Origin of the sequence: Alkalibacillus flavidus, from assembly GCF_040545925.1 — a bacterium.
Lineage (GTDB): Bacteria > Bacillota > Bacilli > Bacillales > Alkalibacillaceae > Alkalibacillus > Alkalibacillus flavidus.
This window is the reverse complement of record NZ_JBEPMX010000001.1, coordinates 65,846-87,305: the sequence shown is the minus strand read 5'-3', so window position 1 is coordinate 87,305 and position 21,460 is coordinate 65,846. Positions and strand designations below refer to the sequence as shown.

The following is a 21,460-nucleotide window of genomic DNA, read 5'->3' as shown; positions in this document are numbered from 1 at the left end:
TAATTATTCGTTACTTGAATCCTCAGAGTTATTGTCGCCTGATTCATCACTTCCTGAATCGCTATTATCAGAGTCACTATCGTCTGAACCTTCTCCACCTTCAGAGTTATTCTCTTCAGAATCGGATTCACCTTCACCATCTTCTGAAGACTCTTCAGGGAATAAGCCACTTAGATCAGAATCTTCATATACACCATTTCTTGCACTTTCAGGTGTAACATCACTAGGGCTAAGAGTCATTAAGTATTCTGCGACTTGATCAATTTCTTCTTCATTCAAGTCATATCCAGCAGACATCATTTGGTTACCTGGCTTCATTTCTTCACCTTTTGTACTGATCCATTCTTTTAAGTTCTCTTCATTGAAATCGAACACACCCGCTAATTTTTCACGATCAGCAAAGTTAGTTAAGTTTGGACCAATCTTGTATTGTGAAGCACCAATGGCGTGACAAGACATGCAGTTATCTGCAAAGACTTGTTGTCCCGCTGTTGCTGTTTCTGATTCAGGCTCTTCTTCACCTGTAACAGATTGCATATCTTCAACCCATTGTTCAAACTCACCTGGGCTTACAGCAACAACTTTAAAGTCCATTAATGAGTGCGATGGACCACAAAGTTCAGCACATTTACCCCAGTAAACACCTTCCTCTGATGCCTGTAAGTACATTTCATTTCGATTTCCGGTAGGGTTAACGTCCATCTTACCTTGAATGGAAGGAACCCAGAACGAGTGAATAACATCATCAGAAATCATCGATAAGTTGACGCGACGATCTGTTGGAATATAAACTTCTTGGCTTGTCGTAATATCAAGATCACGATATTCAAAGTGCCACCAATATTGTTTACCTGTCACATCAATCCAAATCTGTTCTTTCTCTTGCCCTTCTTCTGTCGTTTCAGGACTCATATCTGCTAATGCAAATGTGTACTGAATCGTAGGGACTGCCAAAATAAGTAGTAAAATAATAGGAATTACAGTCCATAATGTCTCAAGACCGCGACTTCCTTCAACTTGCTTCGGCACAAAATCTTCTTGTCCTTTTTTCTGACGGAACTTGAAGATAACAAATACATAAATAATCATGACGATTACGAAGACAAATAACATGATCACGATACTCAAGATCATTAAGTCTAGAAGCATCGATGCCCCTTCACCACTTGGCTGTAATGCGCTCAAAAATGATTCCCCACTACAACCTGAAAGGATAAGGGCCATGACCGTTAAAGCAAACACAGCTTTAAACCGACTCATCCAGCCTTTCATTTTGTTTGATACCTCTCTTTCTCTTCATTCTTTGTAGTTCTTATGCATATAGCATATTTATTCATTAATTAAGAAAAACAATATTTCTTAATTGAATCACAGGAATGATGGAATAGTTGCAACCACTAAACCGATAAAGAATAGTGTTAAGTAGTTTAATGAATAGATAAACATCCACTTCGCCCACTTTTGATCATCTTTCATCACAAAGCCATATGTTGCAATAGCAAACCAACCTATATTTAAGGCAGATGCAAATACGACAAAGGCTGTTCCTAATTGAAAGAAATATAATGGTAAAGGTAGTAAGCAAATCGTGTAGATGAAAATCTGCCGTTTCGTAATAGCATTACCATGTACGGATGGTAACATCGGTACATTCGCTTTAGCGTAGTCATCTTTCTTTCGAATAGCCAGTGCTAAGAAGTGTGGCGTTTGCCATATAAACATAATTAAAAATAATACAAATGCTGTCGGATGTAAAGAGCTATCGACCGCAGCCCAACCGATTAACGGCGGTGCAGCACCCGAAAAGCTACCAACAACGGTGTTAATTGTATATTTCCGCTTCGACCACATCGTATACAATACGACGTAGACGAACCATCCTATAAAACCAAATAATGCGGCTAATGGTGTTGTTAAGTATAATAAAATTAACCCTAATACTGAGAATGCAATACCCATTCCTAATATGATTGGTAACGGAATCGTTCCAGTAATTGTCGGACGCGATTGAGTTCGACTCATGACAAGATCTATATCACGGTCGTAATAATTGTTAATCACACAGCCTCCAGCAATAACGAGCGCTGTTCCTAGCATAACCAGAATAAAGGTATCCCAATGCGCAAGCGGATTTTGGCTTGTGAAATACAGCGCAAGCCAAAACCCTGCAAACGTCGTAATCAAGTTCGAGTTAATAATCCCGATTTTGATTAGTGCTAAGAAGTCAGCCCAAAGTGACTTAATGCTAGTTTGAGGCTTATCGACAATATTCGTCGCGGTCCTTTCGACAGAGCGCAGTTCACTCATAATGTTCGACCTTCCTCTCAACCTCTCTATAATCAAAACGCGTTGATATATGACAAAGTTTACAATGTTATTGTATCATGTAATGTCTGTAACTTCTATTTAATCATATAAAAAAACAAAAGTTGTGAAGAAACTGTGAAAAATCTGTGAGAAATTCCCTCACTACTAAACTTAGCATATTTCCTAACTGTTTAAAACGAGAAACCATTGATTTAAACTTCTTTTCTTTACGATTGTTATAAATTTGTAACGTTTTTTATTTTCGCATCTTGTTATTATGGTTTAAGATGAGTATGGAAGTTGTAGAGATAAAGAGAGGTGTCCATAAGACATTGAAACATATATTACACCCAAAAGTTGTCGCCGTGATTTCGGTTATCACGATGTTTTTCGTTTTAGTCGGTGGCGCTCTTGTTACCAAAACGGATTCAGGACTTGGCTGTGGCCGACATTGGCCATTATGTCACGGGGCACTGATTCCATCTAATATTAACATTGAGCTTATTATTGAATACAGTCACCGCATGGTTTCAGGTGTTGCGATTATCGTGATCTTAGTATTGTCGTACCAAGCATGGAAATATTACTCACACATTAAAGAGACCAAGTTTTTGATTTTTATTACGATTTTATTTATCGTGATCCAATCATTATTAGGAGCTGCTGCTGTTTTAATCGAACAAACAGCTGTCATCAAGGCACTCCATTTCGGTATTTCACTTATTTCATTTGCGTCGGTCTTTTTACTCGCAGCGATTATATTTAATGTGAATGAAAAGCTTCATACAGCAACTGTACAAATCCCAAAGAGCATTCGTGTTCATTTTTATAGTTTGTTTGTGTACACGCTTATCGTGGTTTATACAGGCGCTCTCGTTCGTCACAAGCAATCAAGCTTAGTTTGTGGTGGTTGGCCGTTCTGTTCTAATGATGATCCGTTAGCTTTTAGTAGCTACTCACTTGAACAAGCCATTCAAATGGGACACCGGTTACTTGCTGGTTTGTTGTTCCTTTGGGTCATTGGTTTATTGATTCATATTTATCGTCATTATCGCAATAACCAGTTTTTATTGTACAGTTGGACGATCGCATCGCTTCTTCTATTATTGCAAGTTGTTCTCGGTGCGTTAATTATCGTCACGATGTTAAATAGCGTGATTGCCTTACTACATGCTGTTGTCATTTCATTATTCTTTGCTTTATTATGTTACTTCATTATGATTGCAAGACGTGTGGCTTAAACTAACTGAAAAAGCGCGGACCTATCAATATGATTTGGTCCGCGCTTTTATTTTCATTCCTAACCTTCTACTTCAACAAGCAAGTCGCCTGATTCTAACGATTCGCCGTCTTTGACGTGTATGCGTTTGACTTTGCCATCGAACGGGGCTTGAATGGTTGTTTCCATCTTCATCGATTCTGTAATCATTAAGTGATCATTTTTCTTCACTCGTTCGCCTTCTTTAACTAACACATTCACGACTGTGCCAGGCATGGACGCACCAATATGGTTCGGGTTCATGTCATCTGCTTTAGCGCGTGATTGTGTCACATCTTGAACACTTTCATCACGCACAATGACTTCACGTGGTTGTCCATTTAATTCAAAGTAAACGACTCGCGTACCATCTTTTTGTGCTTCACCTACTGACACGAGCTTCACCATCAGTGTCTTTCCTTGTTCGATTTCAACCGCAATTTCTTCGCCGAGACGTAAGCCGTATAAGAACGACGGTGTATCTAAAACAGAAATATCACCATATTGCTCAACGAATTTCTGATAATCTAAAAACACTTTCGGGTATAAGGCATACGAAATAATCTCAAATGGCGTCACTTGTCTGTCGAGTTTTTCGTATAATTGTTCTTTTAGCGCTTCGAAGTTAACCGGTTTTAACATTTTACCTGGACGCGTTTCGATCGCTTCACGTCCTTTTAAAATAATGCGTTGCAGTTCTTTCGGGAACCCTTTATACGGTTGTCCGATATAACCTTGGAAAAATTCCACCACTGAGTCAGGGAAGTCGAGTGATTCACCTTTTTCATACACATCGTCGACTGTTAAGTTATTTTGGACCATAAATAAGGCCATATCACCAACGATTTTTGATGATGGTGTCACTTTCACAATGTCCCCAAACATATCGTTCACGTTACGATACATTTCTTTCACGTCATCCCAACGCTCATCTAGGCCAACTGCTTTCGCTTGCTGTTGCAAGTTACTGTACTGTCCACCAGGCATCTCATGGAAATAAACTTCAGGATGAGGTGATTTCAAACCATTTTCAAAGTGATTATAATAGTGACGAATGTCTTCCCAATAACGTGACAGCAGATTATAAGATTCAATATCGACATTCGGCTGACGAGTTGAACCGTCTAATGCATAATACAAGCTATTAGCACTTGGTTGAGATGTACTACCAGCCATTGCACTCGTTGCGACATCTACCGCATCAACGCCTGCCTCAACAGCACGTGCATACATCATGATGCCGTTACCACTCGTGTCGTGCGTGTGCAAGTGAATTGGGATCGATACCGCTTCTTTTAGCGCTGTAATGAGTTGGTAAGCCGCTTCTGGTTTGAGTAAACCTGCCATATCTTTAATGCCTAAAATATGTGCTCCTGCTTGCTCTAACGTTTTCGCCATTTCGACATAGTAGTCTAAATCGTATTTATCGCGTTTCGGGTCTAAAATGTCACCTGTATAACAAATCGCCGCTTCAGCAACTTTATTTTGTTTACGAACCGCTTCAATAGCTGGCACCATACCTTCAACCCAGTTTAAGCTGTCGAATATACGGAAGACGTCAATGCCAGCTTCGGCACTCTTTTCAACGAAATCATCAATCACGTTATCTGGGTAGTTTTTGTACCCGACAGCGTTACTAGCACGTAAAAGCATTTGGAACAGGACATTTGGCATCTTCTCGCGTAACGTTGTCAGACGCTCCCACGGGTCTTCTTTTAAGAAACGATAGGACACATCAAATGTCGCCCCGCCCCACATTTCGACACTGAATAAGTTCGGTAATAGTTTCGCTGTCGGTTCAGCGACTTGATATAAATCTTTCGAACGGACTCGTGTCGCAAGTAATGACTGATGCGCATCACGGAAAGTCGTATCGGTTAACTGCACGTCTTCTTGGGCTTTTAACCAATCGGACACTGCTTCAGGACCTTTCTCGTCTAAAATTTGCTTCGTGCCATCCTGAAACGGCGTATGTTTACTAACATTCGGTAAACGAGGTTCTGAGAACAACGGTTTCTTCTCAACGCCCGTTGCCGCTGGCGCATTCACTGTTGTATACCCTAAATAAGACAACAGTTTTGTACCACGGTCGAACCGTTTAGAGAACACAAACAATTCTGGTGTTGAATCAATAAAAGTTGTATCATACGTACCATTTAAAAATTTATTGTGTTGAATAACATTTTCTAAAAACGGAATATTCGTTTTAATGCCGCGAATTCGGAACTCTTTTAAGTTACGTACCATCTTATGAGCGGCTTGTTCAAACGTTAATGCCCATGTTGATACTTTAACGAGCAACGAATCGTAATGCGGTGAAATGACAGCCCCTTGGAAGCCATTTCCGGCATCTAAACGGACACCGAAACCGCCACCTGTACGGTATGCCATAATTTTTCCTGTGTCAGGCATAAACTGATTAAGGGGATCTTCTGTTGTCACACGCGATTGAATCGCGTAACCATGTGTCACGACATCGTTTTGATAAGGGATACCGATCTCATGACTGTGTAGATCGTGCCCCATCGCGATACGGATTTGCGACTGAACAATATCAATGCCTGTAATCATTTCTGTGATCGTATGTTCAACTTGAACACGCGGGTTCACTTCGATAAAGAAGAATTCATCGTCAGTGACAAGAAATTCAACCGTTCCGGCATTTACATAATCAACGGAATCCATCAATTTCACAGCAGCATCGCAAATCTCTTCTCGCAATTGCTCATCTAACGAGATGCTCGGTGCAATTTCGACGACTTTTTGGTGACGACGCTGAATGGAACAGTCACGTTCATATAAATGAACAATATTGCCATCATTATCGCCTAAAATTTGCACTTCAATATGCTTCGGTTGTTCAACGAGTTTTTCCACATAAACTTCATCACTACCGAAAGCCGCACGCGCTTCGGATTTTGCTCGTTCATATGAGTCGCGTAACGATTGACGGGTGCGCACGATACGCATGCCTCGTCCACCGCCACCTAATGCAGCTTTAATCATAACAGGTAAGCCATGTTGATCGACGAATTGTTCGACTTCCTCGACTGAAGAAACAGGGCCGTCAGTACCTGGAATAACGGGAATATCAGCATTAATCGCTGCTTCACGTGCACGGACTTTATCGCCGAACGTATGTAATAAATTACTTGAAGGGCCGATAAATGTGATCCCTTCTTCTTCACAACGCTTAGCGAATTCAATATTCTCAGATAAGAAACCATAACCTGGATGAATCGCATCGACACCGACTTCTTTCGCCAGTTCGATGATCCCTTCAATATCTAAATACGCATCAATCGGCTTTTTACCTTGACCGATTAAATAAGACTCATCCGCTTTATAACGGTGATAAGACCCCGTATCTTCTTCTGAATAAATCGCCACGGTCCGAATATCCATTTCGGTACACGCGCGAAAAACACGAATCGCAATCTCACCACGATTCGCGACAAGAATTTTGTTAAAAGATTTCAAGTCTGTCATCGTTTAACCTCCATATAGTCTGAATTAAATAAGTGTCATGTAAGTCTGTATATTATATTAAAAATCTGAATATTTTATAGATTACACGAAAAATAATATTTTGTCTAATATCATAATCAAGGGAAATCGCACGCATATATCCGTTTAAATGGCATCTGTTACGAATTTTGAGTATATTTAGCGAATCTCAGCTTAATATAAAAAAAGCTCAAACTAATGACAACTAATTCATTAGTTTGAGCTTTTATTAAGTCGATTTTTGTGCCTGGGCTGCTTCATGCAAAGCACTCAACTCGCGTTCTAGATTTTCCATAATTTCTTTACCTGTATTTTCATCGATTAAATTCAAACGAACAGCGAAATTAATCTCGCGAGATAATCCGAACATTTGTGTATCTAAAACCTCTTCGTAAAGAGGACATTGCGGCATCGTTAAGTTGTCCATTTGCACTTTAATCAGTTGCAAAATCTTATCCGCATCTGCCTTTAAGAGGGCGAGTGCTTGTTCATTTTCATCAAGCGCTACATGAGATGACACGAAAATTCCCCCTCACCTAATATTCCTATCTATCTTATTATACTACCGTGTTATGCGAAAAAATGCAAGAAATCTAGTCATGACGTAAAACTTAAAATATGGACCATTTCTTTTGTTGCGCTAGTTTTTCTAACAATTCTACACCGACGACACTATTGCCTTTATCATCTAAAGCAGGACCGAATACAGCAATGCCGCCCTCATTTTTAATCACACCTAATATGGCACCAGATACGCCGCTCTTGGCTGGAATACCAACGTTAATCGCGAATGTCCCAGAATTATCATACATCCCACATGTCACCATAAACGTTTTACAAATCCGTGCCACTGTCGCCGGAATTAACGGATTGTTCGTTTCGGGATCGCGCCCGTCATTGGCAAATACAGCCCCAATGCGAGCTAACTGTTTAACATTAACTTCAATGGCACATTGCTTTGTATAGACATCCATCAATTCTTCAATACTCCCAGTAATAATACCATTTTGTTTCATGAAATACGCTAGCGATCTGTTCAAAAATGCGGTTTGAAACTCTGATTGCGCGACGTCACGGTCATATGTAATCGAATCATCATGACACAAACGACGGATCAAATCTAAAATTTCACCTACCATTTCCTCTGAATCACGTCCGCGAATCATGTTCGTCACTGCAAGCGCCCCAGCATTGATCATCGGATTGAGCGGAATACCTGGCTGTTCTAATTCTAATTTTCGAATCGAATAAAACGGGTCACTCGTTGGCTCTTTACCGACACGCGTGAAAACAGCTTCCTCCCCGTGTTGAATAAGAGCTAAGGCAAGAGTTAATACTTTCGATATGCTTTGTATAGTAAATGTATAATCAGACCGTCCAGCTTTAGGACAGTCGCCACCGATACTATAAAAGGCCGCCGCACTAATCTCTGGACTTTGATTCGCAAGCGCCGGAATATAGTCGGCAACATCGCCGTTATTTGCATAAATCCGGACGTGCTCCAACCAATAATCCAAATCTGTTTTAGAAATATAGCTCATCTTAATCACTCCTTAATGCATCTTAGTATATTTTTCGGTATAATCTTAGTGTAGGTTGTTTATTGATAACCTAAACGATTGTTCAGATAGAAAGAGGTGCTACATATGATCGTACAAGTACAAGGGAACGTAGGCTTTTCAATCACACTTGATCCGACAGTATGGATTTTTGATGACCGCAAAGTCTTATTAAGCGATGCATTTGAAACGGAAAGCGACGACGCACAAGATGACGAGAAACCAGATGATGCGTTAACGGTTCAACAATATCAACAAAAAATCAACCCACCCATTAATGATAGTGTTGATCGTTACAATCGTAAAAAAGTACTCGAAAATTCCTATGTGATGCCGCTTCAACATTTCATTCATAATTCTGAGCCGAGCGCTGATGCAACAGAAGCGATCTTACATACGTCAGACGGTGAGGCGCGCATTTCCATTTCTGATTTAATTAATTGCTATTTATTATTTTCAGTCGATGGCAAACCGCTTAAGGAAACAGGGCCAGTCCATGTTATTTTGCCTGACGGTTCAAACCAAGATGACCCTTATACCGGTGTTGACAGAATTACCGTCGTTTAAAATTGGATAAAGTTGTTACGATTAAAACTCCTTTACAGCCTTACACTAAGGTAAAAAGGAGTTTTTTTATGCGACCATTACGATACATGATGATATTGATGTTAATTGTTGTTTTATACGCTTGCCAAAATGAACCGAAAACGGAGTCACTCGATGATTCCATGAATCAAGACCACATCTTACAAGTAGAAGATTCAGAAACACCACAAAACCGTGATCATTCGAATCAAGATGCAGCTAAACGACTGTCACAAATCGCTTCAGAAACAGAAGAAGTTGAACAAGCGACAGCTCTCGTATTCGGTCGTTATACGATTGTCGGGATCGATGTGACAGATGATTTAAGCCGTTCACGTGTCGGAAGCGTTAAATTCACTGTCGCCGAAGCGCTCAAGGACGATCCATATGGTCATTATGCCTTTGTCGTCGCAGGTGGTGACGTCGTCGCTCGCATACAAGAAATTAATCGTGGTATCCAAAATGGCGAAGCCCGTCACGTCATCATTAATGAAATCGCCAATCTCGTCAGCCGATATATTCCAGAAACCCCACCTGAAGGACAAGAAGCACCACCGTATGAAGAGCAAACAGATGAACAGCAAAATCATCCGAAAAATGAACCTCAAAGCCAGTCGTTATCCGAATAAAAATAACTCCCAAAAAGGCCAAAACTTTTTGGGAGTCTCGTTTATTCTGACTTCACTTCATTGTAATATTGTACGCCGAACTGAGAGCCTTCAGCTACCATATCTGCATTTTCAATATCGTCTAATTCTGGTTTGCCCGCTTCTTCAATTGGAAAATCGGATTCATTAGACATATACTGTTTGAATTCATTAAATTTATTTTTGACTTGCTGACGTCTGTTTTCATCAATTAATAAGTAAGACGTAACCGCTGCACCTGCAGCAATTGCTGACGATAAAATGAGTTTTCTAGCCATAGTAAGACCCTCCATTATGTTTTCTTAATAATGGTATTCCCGGTCAGATTGTTTTCAAACATAAAAATGACAATGGATTTCCACACGTGCTATAATACCTTCATAGACGGACAAGAATTCGAGGTGAAGGGAATGCGAGCACAGTGTGTCATTTGTGATCAAGTCGACCGAATAGATTCACATTCATTATTAGCTAAACAAATGCGCAAAAAACGCAAAATGTCTTACTTATGCGATGAATGCAACGAACGTATTACAGACAAAACAAACAAGCGCAAACAATCAAACGACTTCACTTTTTATAAGACGGATGAATTTGATGATTATATTTAAGTTAGTATTGATTGAAGAACAATAAAGAGCTTGGAAGAAAACCTAATTCAGTAATGTAAAACCCGGACGATTTATTTTTTAATTAAATCGTTCGGGTTTTCTGGTTTGAATAACGCTCCATCAAAACACTTCGCTTGGTTCTCCGTGACATAAGCTCAACATCGGCTCTGCTGGCGCAATCGCCGTGTTTCCTTTACCGGGGCACGGCTCGAGCCAGGCAACATCATCGCGAAAGCTTTCGTGCAACTTGCACCGAGGAAGCCTGCTTCGAAGCGTTACGAGAAGACGCAGGTGCATCCCTCAGCCCAAAAGCGGGGCTTGCGTGGTCTCGAGACGCGTGCTGTTCCCGCAGGCGTCTACGTGTTTTGATTCCGCTTCATTAGTGCTTAACTGCTATGATGTTCAAACATTCGCCTTTTACAAAATTTAATGCCCTTCTGTCCCAGCCCCTTAGTTCATTCCAATTTACCATAACATCTAACTTTGCCGTTCGCGGTGGAGGCGGAAACGGTATATACCTAAAACGGCTGATACGATGATAAGGACTTCAACAATAGGTAGCGAGAATATCGCAAATATAATCAGTAGGAAGCACCCTACAACTAAAAGCGCGTAGACGATTAGCGATTTCCCTAACGGTAATTGTTTAGCAAAACCTAATTTATACGTCACGATCGCAAATACCGCAATCGCTAAAAATAACAACCAAAAGCCAGCATCCCCACCAATATCAACTAAAAAATAACGCTCAATCGGGGCAAACTCGAAATGTTGGTCAGCTGCATGTATTGATTCTGAATCCACATTGATCCCTCTCTTCTTCCTTCTATCCTTCACCATCATACTAAATGAAAAAAGTTAATGCTAGTTATGAATTGTATGTTTTCAAATTTTGTCACATCATGTACACTTAACATGAATGAGGTGAAAATCATGAAATACGAAACGAAAATGTTATTACTCGCCATTGTCATCGTCTCTTGCTATATTGCAACTGCGATTGTCATTAGTGAACGAAATTATGGATTAATGGCTTTATTTTTCTTCTCAGGATTAGCCTTAATGGGTTATGGATTTAAATTAAAACGTGCATATATGCGCGAAGATGAATAAACGAGCGCCCATGTCTATGAGCGCTCGTTTTATTTATTTCGGTACGATATAACGCAACACGTCGTCATGAATCGCTTGATTAGCACATAGGACCGTATTTTCCCGCAACAAATCGAGCGGTTCACCGTCGACGCGACTCGTTTTACCTCCGACTTCATCGACTAAGATCATACCAGCCGCGACATCCCAAGGTGCTAAACGCATCGTGACATACGCATCGATAATACCTTCTGCAATAAAGGCAAATTCTAACGCTGCAGATCCGTACGATCTCGTCCCTTTCACATGACGGACCAAATCATGAATAGCTTCTTCTTTTAATCGACGATTCGGTGTCGCCCATACGTTATTCAATCCGACAAGCGCATCATCAATGGCTTTCGTTTGGTCTAATCGGTTTAACGCTTTGCCATTTTTATAAGCGCCTCCACCACGCCGAGCTTCATACAAATCATCATTCATCACATCATAAATCAATCCAATTTCGCCAACACCATCGACGTAAATACCAACTGAAATCGCAAAGAAACGGCCTTGATGAACAAAATTCATCGTCCCATCGATCGGATCGATTATCCAAACCGTCCCGTCTAACGATTCAACTTTTTCACCAACCCCTTCTTCTCCCATCACTTGATGGTGAGGGTACACGTTTCGAATACGATCTAACAAAAATTGTTCTGTTGCCTTATCAACTTCTGTCACGAGGTCTTTACGGTCTTTTTTTGTATTAATCTCATATGGGCGTTCCATCATCTCTTTGATTAAATCGCCTGCTTCATACACCCACTGCTTCGCTTGTTGTAACATGTGTTGCGTCGTATCTTCATTCATTGACAGAACTCCTTTGTCATCTCAGTTCAATACGTTTATTATAACAAAAATCCGATTGTCATATAAGATAAAAGGTTTCAGACGAAAGCATGGCTAAAATATGTTAAAATAACAATCGAATAATGGCAAACACTGACGCTAAGATGAAAAAGGAGCGATTATATGACGACATTTAACGGCTTTACCCAAGCTGATTTTGACGTATTTACAATCGACGGTCTCGATGAACGTATGACCGAATTGAAGAGCCGAATTTCACCTAAATTACAAGACATTGCTGAACGATTAGAACCGACTGTTTCGTCACTTGCAGGCGATCAAATGTATGTCCACGTAGCGAAACACGCACGCCGTAAAACGAACCCACCTAACGATACGTGGGCGGCGCTTGCGAGTAATAATCGTGGCTATAAAAAACTGCCTCACTTCCAAGTAGGCATGTGGGAATCACACGTCTTCATTTGGTTTGCGGTTATTTATGAAAGTCCGATCAAAACCGACTTTGCGAAACAATTAAAAGCGAACAAACAAGATGTGTTAAGCCAAATCCCTGATCATTTCGTTTGGTCAAAAGATCATATGAAACCAGACACGATTAGTCACGAAGATATGAAAAATGGTCAATTTGACGAACTTGTTGATCGTTTAGAAACGGTGAAAAAAGCTGAAATTTTATGTGGCCAAACGTTCGATCGCGATGACGAACGCCTTCAAGATGAAGACCAGATGATGGCTTTATTTGAAGACACAGTCAAAAAACTTATGCCACTTTACGATTTAACGAAACAAGTTCATGTGGAATAATGGAACACCCCAAAGGCTCATAAAGCCTTTGGGGTGTTTTTACGTCATTGACAACGTGTCATCTTCTGATAGTGATTGAGCTTTTTTCACGACTTGATATGGAACATAATCTGTCTGCTTCTCAAAGTCTTTAAACATTGATTTTTCATCGCTTTTAGCCGGGACGATCGTTTTAAATTGTTTGTAATCGTGTAGGACTTGTGATGCTTTAACGGAATCTTCATACGCTGATTCGATCGTATTAAAAAATTGAATGACTTGCATCACTTCTTCTGTCGACCACTCAGGGTCTATTGGATAATGGTAGTTCATATGATTCACCTCTTATGTTTGCCATGTTTGTTTGATTGTATTGACGTCTTGTTCTATTGATTTAAACAAATCGTGAACTGTTGGGATGTCACGAATTCGCATAGCTACTTGACCGGCCCAGCCAAAGCCTTCATCCGTTTGCCCATCGTATATATAACGTTTGTTCGCATGGCCACTTATATAATCTTTAAGCCCTTCATAACCAGCACCATCTGCTTCTAAATTTAATATCTCATCTGTCCATTCATTTTTCAACGCTCGCGCAGGTTGTCCGAGCGATGATTTAATGACGACAGTCGATGATGCATCGGCTTTTACTAAATCTTGTTTGTACCGCTCGTGTGCGTGAACGCATTCTTGAGTCGCGATAAAACGAGTTCCCATCTCAACACCTTCTGCACCTAATGCTAAGGCGGCCATTAATCCACGTCCATCACTAATGCCACCTGATGCAATAACAGGAATGTCGACGGCATCAACGACTTCAGGAATCAAAACGAACGTGCTCACATCGTCTCGCCCAATGTGACCACCACCTTCATGTCCGACAACCATGACGGCATCAGCGCCAAGTTCGGCTGCTTTTTCAGCTTGTCGTTTCGCAGCAACAAGAACAAGGGTTTTGATGGTCGTCCCTTCCACTTGCTCAAGAACGGGTTTCGGGTTCCCACCTGTAACAGATATGACAGGCACATCTTCATCGATGGCGACTTGCACCATGTGTTGAAATTCTCGATGACCTTGCCCGATCGCAAAATTAACACCAAAAGGTTTGTCCGTTAATTGTTTCACTTTATGTATTTCGTCACGTAACGCTTCTTCACTCGGCAAACTCATCGCTGTTATTTGACCTAGGCCACCCGCATTGGAAACAGTTGCAGCAAGATCAGAATAAGCTAAATGTGCAAGACCACCTTGAATAATCGGCCACTCAATATTTAATAATGATGTTACACGCGTTTGAATGCCCACCCAATCACTCCTTTTTAAAATAGTATAGCATGTTTATTACAAATGAAAAATGCACACGGATTAAAACCGTGTGCATCCTTGTTGCGATAATGATAGCGTTTTCAAATTACTGTTTGTGGCATGAACAGTGGTTGCTGTATAACACTGTGACTTTCTCGACCTCAAAATGGTCGATAACACGTTGGCACGTTTTGCATACAATTGTACCCATCACAATCGCTCCTTTTCTAATGAAAATGATATAATTTTAGGTTAATAACAGTATATTATGTCATACTAATTTTTGCAATAGGTTATATAAATTATTTTTGAAATAATTCACCTTATTTATTTCAAAAACGCATTAACTTATCTCAAAAATGAGCTGAGTTATGAGATAAATGCTGGCATTTATCTCATAACTACAAGTCGTGGCCAAAAAAATAAACTTGGCTTAGCGCCAAGTTTATCATCATTCATCTGTCGGTAATGAAATCGTATCAGGATCGAGCATGTCATAGCCTTTGTCTCGTAATCCCGTGACGATATCTTCTAATGCAGCGTTCGTCCATTCGCGGTCGTGCATTAATAAATTCGCCCCGTCTGATAACAACTCTGTATTAACCATGATGTCTGCAATCGCATCTTTTTCCATATAATCTTGCTTAAAATCATAACCGTATGACCAATTCATTAACAGCATCCCTTCTTCTTGCACCACTTGTCTTGCCACATCCGTATTAATCCCATGTGGTGCGCGGAAAAAGTTAGGTTTCTCCCCTGTCACATCTTCAATCAACTCATTGAGTGACACGATTTGGTCACGTTGTTCTGCTGCGCTTAAGTTACTCAAATTTTCATGTCCATACGTGTGATTCCCGATTGCAAAACCCATGTCATGGATTTGTTTAACAATCGCCCGACTTTCATCATCATTCATAAAAATGCCGTTCACAAAAAATATCGCCTTCGCACCTAAATCGTTTAGCGTCTTGGCCATATCTAACATATGTCCATCTGGCCCATCATCAATCGTTAATAACACAACGTCTGATGGCGCATCATCGATCGGGTCAAACGCCCACACATTATTCATTTCATAAAGCGTTTCTTTCTCTTCATCCTTGTCTACTTCAGCATTGTCTTCTTTTGTGCTCTCTTCGTTCGTTGATTCGCTTTCTTGTTCACTCTCATTTGACTGCTCTTCCGTTTCTGACTCATCATCCGAATTACTCTTATCACTTTCTGTTTCGTCATTATCTTTTTCGTTTTCTTCAGCTACTTGTTCTTCTTCAGACTGTTCTTCAGACTGTACCTGGTCGGCACTATTATCGCCACATGCAGCTAATATAGCCATTATCCCCACCATTAAAATTATGAACCACTGCTTCATTTACAACATCCCCCTCTTGATTGTCTATAAGTTAATTATACATCACGGTTGATCGATTTGAATAGCTTCTTTTAAAATAATTGGAAACATGCATGATTCTGTTACAGTCGCCAAAACTAACATTACGTGATTGCTTAAGAAAGGATGTTAACAATGAACAAATCTGTCACGCGGGTCTTTTATATATCACTCGTTTTAGCTTTACTATTTATCGCTTGGGGTGTTGTGCCTGAAAACATGTGGCCAAATTGGAATTTGAATACGGTCACGAATACCGTTCAAGGGTTTCTCGTTTCCAAGTTCGGCTGGTTTTATCTATTATCCGCAACAGCTTTTTTAATATTTGCGTTATACTTAATCGTCTCGAAATATGGCAATATTGTATTAGGTAAAGATGACGATGAACCTGAGTACAATTATTTAACGTGGTTTGGCATGCTTTTTAGCGCTGGTATGGGGATTGGGCTGATATTTTGGGGTGCTGCAGAGCCAATCTCACACTTTAATGCGCCGCCTTATGATGTTGCCAGTGACGGAGAAGCTGGTCGTGTAGCGATGCGTTACAGTTTTTTTCACTGGGGACTACACCCTTGGGCGATTTATGCCATCTTAGCGCTAGCATTAGCGTATTTTCAATTTCGTAAAGACGCCCCTGGATTAATCAGTAGTACATTAAAACCATTGTTGGGTGACCGAATGGATGGTCCTTCTGGCACAGCTGTTAATACGATTGCTGTGTTTGCGACAGTGTTTGGTGTTGCGACATCGCTCGGCTTAGGAGCGCAACAGATTAGTAGCGGACTCGGGTTCGTTAATGACAACATCTCCAACACCGTGACCACTCAACTGATTATCATTGGTGTCGTGACCATTTTATTTATGTTATCAGCGTTAACAGGCCTCGACCGCGGGATTAAATATTTAAGCACAACCAACATCGTCTTAATGTTTTTATTATTCTTTTTTATGCTATTTGCCGGACCGACGAATTTTATCATGAATTATTTTACGACGACGCTTGGTAGTTACGTTCAAAACTTACCGTTTATGAGTTTCAGGACGACACCGTTTAGTCCAGAAAACACGACGTGGTTAGAGGATTGGACGATTTTCTACTGGGCTTGGTGGATCGCGTGGGCACCGTTTGTCGGTATGTTTATCGCACGGGTCTCAAAAGGGCGGACCGTTCGAGAATTTGTGATCGGCGTGTTATTAGTGCCAACGATTTTTGGGGCATTATGGTTTTCGGCATTTGGTGGTGCTGCGATTTCGCTTGAGTTTCATGAGGGCATGTCAATTCAACCAATTATAAATGACGTCGGAGCTGAAGGCGCTTTATTTACTGTGCTCGACAACTATCCATTGCAACTTATCACGACTTTGCTTGCGATTTTGCTTATTAGTACGTTTTTTATTACGTCAGCGGACTCAGCAACATTTGTGTTAGGGATGCAAACGACAGGTGGCAGTTTAAATCCTGATTTGAAGGTGAAATTGTCATGGGGTGTCGTCCAATCGGCAACGGCAGCTGTCCTGTTATGGCAAGGGGGGTTAGGCGCTTTACAAACGGCTTCAATCATTGCCGCCTTTCCGTTTGTGTTTATCTTAATTATGATTATCTTCTCGATTGTAAAAGCGTTTCGAGAAGAAGCAAAACAATACAACCTCAAGCGACGGAAAGAGTAGTTTTGAAATAAGTTGGCCAACTTATTTCAAAACGTCACCCATTTATCTCATAAATCCAAGGAGTTATTTAAAAAGTGCATGCACTTTTTAAATAACTCGAGTAAAACGCAAAAAACCCCCGCATCATGCGTTGCATGATGCGGGGGTTTATCAAATGTCTCATTTATTTCGCGATATGGATTGGCATACCCATCGCTAGTTCTGCTGCTTCCATGACGGTTTCACCTAATGTAGGGTGAGCATGGATCGTGAGTGCTAAATCTTCAGCTGTCATACCAGCTTCAACTGCTAGACCGATTTCTGCAATCAAGTCGCTCGCATTCGGGCCAGCTACTTGTCCACCAATCACAAGACCGTCAGATTTGCGTGTAATAAGCTTCACGAAACCTTCTGAGTCGTTAAGTGATAGAGCACGGCCGTTAGCGCCGAATGGGAATTTCGAAGCGTCGATATCAAAGCCAGCTTCTTTCGCACTATCTTCAGTGTGACCAACGCTTGCTAGTTCTGGATCACTGAAGACAACAGCTGGAATACCGAGATAATCGATTTCCGATTTCTCACCACTGATCGCTTCTGCTGCTATCTTACCTTCGTAAGACGCTTTGTGTGCAAGTGGTGGGCCATCAATGATGTCACCAATCGCATAAATATTATCAATGTTCGTACGGCATTGTTTATCAGTTTGGATAACCCCTTTGTCATCCATTTCAACACCAATTTCATCAAGGCCGATTTCATCTGTATTCGCACGGCGGCCAACTGTCACGAGTAAATAATCCGCTTCAATTGTCTTCTCTTCGCCTTTTTCTTCATACGTGACTTTAACACCGTTGTCTGTTTCTTCTACACCTTGTGCCATCGCTTTCGTTACGACGTCAACGCCTTTCTTCTTAAGACGCTTTTTCACAAGTTGTGTCATGCCTTTCTCAAAGCCACCTAAAATATCTTCCGTACCTTCAAGGATTGTCACTTCTGTACCGAAGCTTGCGTACGCGCCGCCAAGCTCTGTACCGATATAACCGCCACCGATGACAACCATTTTCTCAGGAATTTCATCTAATTCTAGTGCGCCTGTTGAGTCAAGGACACGGTCAGAATATGGGAACGGTTTTAGTTCAATTGGACGAGAGCCTGTAGCGACAATCGCATTCTTGAACTTGTACGTTTGAGATTGTTTTTCATCCATCACTTTCGCTGTGTTTTGGTCTACAAAGTAAACTTCACCTTTAACGATGTCTGCTTTGTTCGCTTTAAGCAGTCCTTCAACACCGCCAGTTAGTTTGTTCACAACTGACCCTTTCCACTCTTGGACTTTAGAAAAATCGACAGAAACATTTTCAGCTATAATACCCATCTCATCTGATTCATTTGCTTGTTCATAACGGTGACCTGCTGCGATAAGTGCTTTAGATGGTACACACCCTACGTTCAAGCAAACGCCACCTAGATTACCTTTATCAACGATTGTGACACTTTGACCCATTTGTGCAGCACGAATCGCTGCAACGTAACCGCCTGGGCCTGCCCCTACGACTAACGTATCGACTTCTACTGGGAAATCTCCTACTACCATAAATCTACGCCTCCATCATAATTAATTGTGGATCTTCTAATAATCGTTTCACATGGTTCATCGCATGTTGTGCTGTTGCACCGTCAATAATACGGTGGTCAAAGCTTAATGATACAGCTAAGACTGGTGCAGCCACCACTTCACCATCACGAACGACCGGTTCTTCACTAATACGACCAATTCCTAGGATCGCCACTTCTGGATGGTTAATAACTGGTGTAAACCACTTACCACCTGCAGAACCAATGTTCGTAATCGATGTCGATGCCCCTTTCATCTCTTCTGAAGCTAGTTTACCATCACGAGCTTTCGTTGCCAACTCGTTGATTTCATCAGAGATACCGAAGATCGACTTACGATCAGCATCTTTTACAACTGGCACAAGTAAACCTTTGTCAGTATCAGCTGCGATACCGATGTTGTAATAATGCTTCTGAATCAATTCATCTGTATCATCGTCGAATGACGTGTTTAGCACAGGGTATTTCTTAAGTGTTGAAACAAGTGCTTTCACAACATATGGTAAGTACGTCAACTTAATATCTTGCTCAGCTGCCACTTCTTTAAATTTCTTACGGTGGTTAACAAGCTCTGTTACGTCGACATCATCCATTAATGTCACGTGCGGAGCGGTATGTTTCGAATTAACCATCGCTTTGGCGATCGCTTTACGGATACCGCTAATTTTCTCGCGTGTTTCTGGATATTGTCCTTCAAGTACAGGCTCTTGCTTACTTTCAGTTGATTCAGCCGCTTCACTCGCTCCTGCTTCACTGTCGCTTGATTCAGCAGCTGGCTGATCACCACTTAAGAACGCGTCGATATCGTCTTTTAAAATACGACCGTTTTTGCCTGAACCTTGAATTTGTTGAATATTTACATCATTGTCACGTGCATATTTGCGAACTGACGGCATCGCGATGACACGTTTACCATCATCAGCGCCCGTATCGTCTGACTGATCCGCCGTTTCTTTCGTTTCAGCCTTGTCTTCTTTTGCGTCGTCTTTTGATTCTTCTTTATCGCTAGATTCTTCTGATTCACCTTCATCATCAGAACCGCTATCTTCATAACCTTCAGCGTCAATCGTGACGATGACTTGTCCAACTGTCGCGACTTCGCCTTCATCAACATGAACGTCTTGCACGGTTCCTTCGACAGGTGATGGAATTTCAACGACTGCTTTATCGTTTTGTACTTCACAAAGCACGTCATCTTCTTGGATCTCGTCACCTGCTTTAATGAACCACTTCGCTATTTCACCTTCGTGGATCCCTTCACCGATGTCCGGTAATTTAAATTCATAGGCCACAATGATTCCCTCCTGTCTTCGTCATTATTAAAAGTTAATCGATTGTTTCGCTTTTTCAACGATATCGTTATGGTTCGGTAACCAAACTTCTTCTGCTTCACTGAACGGATAAACTGTATCCGGCGCTGTGACACGTAGTACGGGCGCTTCTAAATGTAAAATGGAACGCTCTTGAATCTCTGATACGATACTCGCCGCAATACCTGCTTGACGTTGCGCCTCTTGGATGACAACAGCACGGTTAGTCTTTTCCACTGACTCAATAATCGTATCGTAATCGACTGGACTGACCGTACGTAAGTCAATTACTTCAGCTTCAATGCCGTCTTCTTTTAATTCTTCCGCTGCTTTAAGCGCTGCGTGCACCATCGCACCGTAAGCTACGAATGTAATGTCACTACCTTCGCGCTTCACATTCGCTTTCCCTAGATCAACAGTGTATTCTTCTTCTGGTACTTCTTCACGGAATGAACGGTAAAGTTTCATATGTTCTAAGAAAATAACCGGGTCATTTTCGCGAATCGACTGAATTAAAAGTCCTTTTGCATCATATGGATTTGATGGAATCACAACACGCAAACCAGGCTGTTGTGCCATTAACCCTTCTAAACTGTCAGCGTGTAATTCAGGTGTGTGTACACCACCACCGAACGGCGAACGGATTGTGATCGGCGCATGCCAGCGACCGCCAGAACGATAACGCATACGGGCAGCTTGTCCACTCACCGCGTCCATTGCTTCGAAAACGAAGCCGAAGAACTGAATTTCCGGAACTGGACGTAAACCTTGCGTTGACATACCAACTGATAACCCGATAATGCCTGATTCAGCTAATGGCGTGTCAAATACACGATCTTCCCCAAATTCTTCTTGCAGCCCTTCTGTCGCACGGAAAACACCACCGTTTTGGCCGACGTCTTCACCGAACACAAGGACGTTTTCATCATTTTTAAGCTCTGTTTGTAAAGCGTTCGTAATCGCTTGAATCATCGTCATTTGTGCCATGGC

The 21,460-nt window shown here is 41.3% G+C and carries 22 protein-coding genes; 7 read left to right on the top strand and 15 right to left on the bottom strand.

The features are described from left to right. Window positions 1-3: 3 nt before the first annotated feature. Window positions 4-1,272, bottom strand: a complete 1,269-nt coding sequence (gene coxB, locus ABID56_RS00445; RefSeq protein WP_354218368.1) for a cytochrome c oxidase subunit II — start codon at window positions 1,270-1,272, stop codon at window positions 4-6. A gap of 96 nt (window positions 1,273-1,368) precedes the next feature. Further along, window positions 1,369-2,307 (bottom strand): heme o synthase, encoded by a 939-nt coding sequence (cyoE, locus tag ABID56_RS00440; protein ID WP_354218366.1) that lies wholly within the window; start codon window positions 2,305-2,307, stop codon window positions 1,369-1,371. A 332-nt stretch (window positions 2,308-2,639) separates the two neighbouring features. On the opposite strand from cyoE, the gene ABID56_RS00435 reads away from it, so the two are divergent. Further along, the gene (locus tag ABID56_RS00435) at window positions 2,640-3,548 is read left to right on the top strand and encodes a COX15/CtaA family protein (protein WP_354218364.1); all 909 of its coding nucleotides are present in this window, start codon (window positions 2,640-2,642) and stop codon (window positions 3,546-3,548) included. Window positions 3,549-3,607: 59 nt separating this feature from the next. Here the strand turns inward: ABID56_RS00435 and pyc are convergent, their stop codons facing one another. The 3 genes from pyc to glsA form a co-directional block, all read right to left on the bottom strand. Continuing rightward, window positions 3,608-7,054, bottom strand: a complete 3,447-nt coding sequence (pyc, locus tag ABID56_RS00430) for a pyruvate carboxylase (RefSeq protein ID WP_354218362.1) — start codon at window positions 7,052-7,054, stop codon at window positions 3,608-3,610. A 247-nt stretch (window positions 7,055-7,301) separates the two neighbouring features. After that, a complete protein-coding gene (locus tag ABID56_RS00425; RefSeq protein ID WP_354218360.1) occupies window positions 7,302-7,592 on the bottom strand; it encodes an Fpa/YlaN family protein in 291 nt (96 codons plus the stop codon). Between the two features lie 91 nt (window positions 7,593-7,683). Further along, window positions 7,684-8,613 (bottom strand): glutaminase A, encoded by a 930-nt coding sequence (glsA, locus tag ABID56_RS00420; protein WP_354218358.1) that lies wholly within the window; start codon window positions 8,611-8,613, stop codon window positions 7,684-7,686. A gap of 105 nt (window positions 8,614-8,718) precedes the next feature. Here glsA and ABID56_RS00415 point away from each other — a divergent pair, with 105 nt between their 5' ends. Continuing rightward, a complete protein-coding gene (locus tag ABID56_RS00415) occupies window positions 8,719-9,198 on the top strand; it encodes a hypothetical protein (protein ID WP_354218356.1) in 480 nt (159 codons plus the stop codon). Between the two features lie 68 nt (window positions 9,199-9,266). Next, window positions 9,267-9,845, top strand: a complete 579-nt coding sequence (locus tag ABID56_RS00410; protein ID WP_354218354.1) for a YhcN/YlaJ family sporulation lipoprotein — start codon at window positions 9,267-9,269, stop codon at window positions 9,843-9,845. 41 nt (window positions 9,846-9,886) lie between these two features. On the opposite strand, the gene ABID56_RS00405 is transcribed toward ABID56_RS00410, so the two are convergent. Further along, complete coding sequence (locus tag ABID56_RS00405) at window positions 9,887-10,141, bottom strand: YbyB family protein (protein WP_354218352.1); 255 nt, start codon at window positions 10,139-10,141, stop codon at window positions 9,887-9,889. 132 nt (window positions 10,142-10,273) lie between these two features. Here ABID56_RS00405 and ABID56_RS00400 point away from each other — a divergent pair, with 132 nt between their 5' ends. Then, window positions 10,274-10,474: a YlaI family protein gene (locus ABID56_RS00400; protein WP_354218350.1), complete on the top strand. Its 201-nt coding sequence runs from the start codon at window positions 10,274-10,276 to the stop codon at window positions 10,472-10,474. A gap of 477 nt (window positions 10,475-10,951) precedes the next feature. Here the strand turns inward: ABID56_RS00400 and ABID56_RS00395 are convergent, their stop codons facing one another. Further along, window positions 10,952-11,278: a YlaH-like family protein gene (locus tag ABID56_RS00395; protein ID WP_354218348.1), complete on the bottom strand. Its 327-nt coding sequence runs from the start codon at window positions 11,276-11,278 to the stop codon at window positions 10,952-10,954. 129 nt (window positions 11,279-11,407) lie between these two features. Here ABID56_RS00395 and ABID56_RS00390 point away from each other — a divergent pair, with 129 nt between their 5' ends. Continuing rightward, window positions 11,408-11,587, top strand: coding sequence for a DUF5325 family protein (locus tag ABID56_RS00390; protein ID WP_354218346.1), 180 nt, complete (start codon window positions 11,408-11,410; stop codon window positions 11,585-11,587). A 33-nt stretch (window positions 11,588-11,620) separates the two neighbouring features. On the opposite strand, the gene ABID56_RS00385 is transcribed toward ABID56_RS00390, so the two are convergent. Further along, window positions 11,621-12,421 carry an inositol monophosphatase family protein gene (locus tag ABID56_RS00385; RefSeq protein ID WP_354218345.1) on the bottom strand — a complete coding sequence of 267 codons (801 nt, stop codon included), beginning with the start codon at window positions 12,419-12,421 and terminating at the stop codon, window positions 11,621-11,623. Window positions 12,422-12,583: 162 nt separating this feature from the next. Between ABID56_RS00385 and ABID56_RS00380 the strand changes: the two genes are divergently transcribed. After that, window positions 12,584-13,225 carry a YktB family protein gene (locus ABID56_RS00380; RefSeq protein WP_354218344.1) on the top strand — a complete coding sequence of 214 codons (642 nt, stop codon included), beginning with the start codon at window positions 12,584-12,586 and terminating at the stop codon, window positions 13,223-13,225. Between the two features lie 39 nt (window positions 13,226-13,264). Here ABID56_RS00380 and ABID56_RS00375 read toward each other — a convergent pair whose 3' ends face one another. The 4 genes from ABID56_RS00375 to ABID56_RS00360 all read right to left on the bottom strand — a co-directional run bounded on the left by ABID56_RS00375 (window position 13,265) and on the right by ABID56_RS00360 (window position 15,881). After that, on the bottom strand, window positions 13,265-13,537 hold the full coding sequence (locus ABID56_RS00375) for a UPF0223 family protein (RefSeq protein ID WP_354218343.1): 273 nt from the start codon (window positions 13,535-13,537) through the stop codon (window positions 13,265-13,267). Between the two features lie 12 nt (window positions 13,538-13,549). After that, complete coding sequence (locus ABID56_RS00370) at window positions 13,550-14,509, bottom strand: NAD(P)H-dependent flavin oxidoreductase (protein ID WP_354218342.1); 960 nt, start codon at window positions 14,507-14,509, stop codon at window positions 13,550-13,552. 106 nt (window positions 14,510-14,615) lie between these two features. After that, window positions 14,616-14,720, bottom strand: a complete 105-nt coding sequence (locus tag ABID56_RS00365; RefSeq protein ID WP_354218340.1) for a GapA-binding peptide SR1P — start codon at window positions 14,718-14,720, stop codon at window positions 14,616-14,618. Between the two features lie 240 nt (window positions 14,721-14,960). Beyond that, window positions 14,961-15,881, bottom strand: coding sequence for a polysaccharide deacetylase family protein (locus tag ABID56_RS00360; RefSeq protein WP_354218338.1), 921 nt, complete (start codon window positions 15,879-15,881; stop codon window positions 14,961-14,963). Window positions 15,882-16,034: 153 nt separating this feature from the next. On the opposite strand from ABID56_RS00360, the gene ABID56_RS00355 reads away from it, so the two are divergent. After that, window positions 16,035-17,567, top strand: a complete 1,533-nt coding sequence (locus ABID56_RS00355; protein WP_354218337.1) for a glycine betaine uptake BCCT transporter — start codon at window positions 16,035-16,037, stop codon at window positions 17,565-17,567. 163 nt (window positions 17,568-17,730) lie between these two features. Here ABID56_RS00355 and lpdA read toward each other — a convergent pair whose 3' ends face one another. Genes lpdA through ABID56_RS00340 form a run of 3 tightly spaced genes read right to left on the bottom strand, consistent with a single transcriptional unit; the run spans window position 17,731 to window position 21,457 of the window. After that, on the bottom strand, window positions 17,731-19,140 hold the full coding sequence (lpdA, locus tag ABID56_RS00350) for a dihydrolipoyl dehydrogenase (RefSeq protein WP_354218336.1): 1,410 nt from the start codon (window positions 19,138-19,140) through the stop codon (window positions 17,731-17,733). A gap of 4 nt (window positions 19,141-19,144) precedes the next feature. Beyond that, the gene (locus ABID56_RS00345) at window positions 19,145-20,452 is read right to left on the bottom strand and encodes a dihydrolipoamide acetyltransferase family protein (protein ID WP_354218334.1); all 1,308 of its coding nucleotides are present in this window, start codon (window positions 20,450-20,452) and stop codon (window positions 19,145-19,147) included. A 27-nt stretch (window positions 20,453-20,479) separates the two neighbouring features. Next, entirely contained in the window at window positions 20,480-21,457 is a 978-nt protein-coding gene (locus ABID56_RS00340; RefSeq protein ID WP_354218332.1) for an alpha-ketoacid dehydrogenase subunit beta, read from the bottom strand. Between the last annotated feature and the right edge of the window lie 3 nt (window positions 21,458-21,460).

Bases quoted from the DNA above. Each gene is read 5' to 3' on its own strand.
- cyoE (WP_354218366.1), bottom strand. From the start codon at position 2,307: ATGAGTGAACTGCGCTCTGTCGAAAGGACCGCGACGAATATTGTCGAT.
- ABID56_RS00340 (WP_354218332.1), bottom strand. From the start codon at position 21,457: ATGGCACAAATGACGATGATTCAAGCGATTACGAACGCTTTACAAACA.
- ABID56_RS00410 (WP_354218354.1), top strand. From the start codon at position 9,267: ATGCGACCATTACGATACATGATGATATTGATGTTAATTGTTGTTTTA.
- ABID56_RS00390 (WP_354218346.1), top strand. From the start codon at position 11,408: ATGAAATACGAAACGAAAATGTTATTACTCGCCATTGTCATCGTCTCT.
- ABID56_RS00385 (WP_354218345.1), bottom strand. From the start codon at position 12,421: ATGAATGAAGATACGACGCAACACATGTTACAACAAGCGAAGCAGTGG.
- ABID56_RS00405 (WP_354218352.1), bottom strand. From the start codon at position 10,141: ATGGCTAGAAAACTCATTTTATCGTCAGCAATTGCTGCAGGTGCAGCG.
- ABID56_RS00360 (WP_354218338.1), bottom strand. From the start codon at position 15,881: ATGAAGCAGTGGTTCATAATTTTAATGGTGGGGATAATGGCTATATTA.
- glsA (WP_354218358.1), bottom strand. From the start codon at position 8,613: ATGAGCTATATTTCTAAAACAGATTTGGATTATTGGTTGGAGCACGTC.
- coxB (WP_354218368.1), bottom strand. From the start codon at position 1,272: ATGAAAGGCTGGATGAGTCGGTTTAAAGCTGTGTTTGCTTTAACGGTC.
- lpdA (WP_354218336.1), bottom strand. From the start codon at position 19,140: ATGGTAGTAGGAGATTTCCCAGTAGAAGTCGATACGTTAGTCGTAGGG.
- ABID56_RS00380 (WP_354218344.1), top strand. From the start codon at position 12,584: ATGACGACATTTAACGGCTTTACCCAAGCTGATTTTGACGTATTTACA.
- ABID56_RS00355 (WP_354218337.1), top strand. From the start codon at position 16,035: ATGAACAAATCTGTCACGCGGGTCTTTTATATATCACTCGTTTTAGCT.
- pyc (WP_354218362.1), bottom strand. From the start codon at position 7,054: ATGACAGACTTGAAATCTTTTAACAAAATTCTTGTCGCGAATCGTGGT.
- ABID56_RS00365 (WP_354218340.1), bottom strand. From the start codon at position 14,720: ATGGGTACAATTGTATGCAAAACGTGCCAACGTGTTATCGACCATTTT.
- ABID56_RS00400 (WP_354218350.1), top strand. From the start codon at position 10,274: ATGCGAGCACAGTGTGTCATTTGTGATCAAGTCGACCGAATAGATTCA.
- ABID56_RS00375 (WP_354218343.1), bottom strand. From the start codon at position 13,537: ATGAACTACCATTATCCAATAGACCCTGAGTGGTCGACAGAAGAAGTG.
- ABID56_RS00415 (WP_354218356.1), top strand. From the start codon at position 8,719: ATGATCGTACAAGTACAAGGGAACGTAGGCTTTTCAATCACACTTGAT.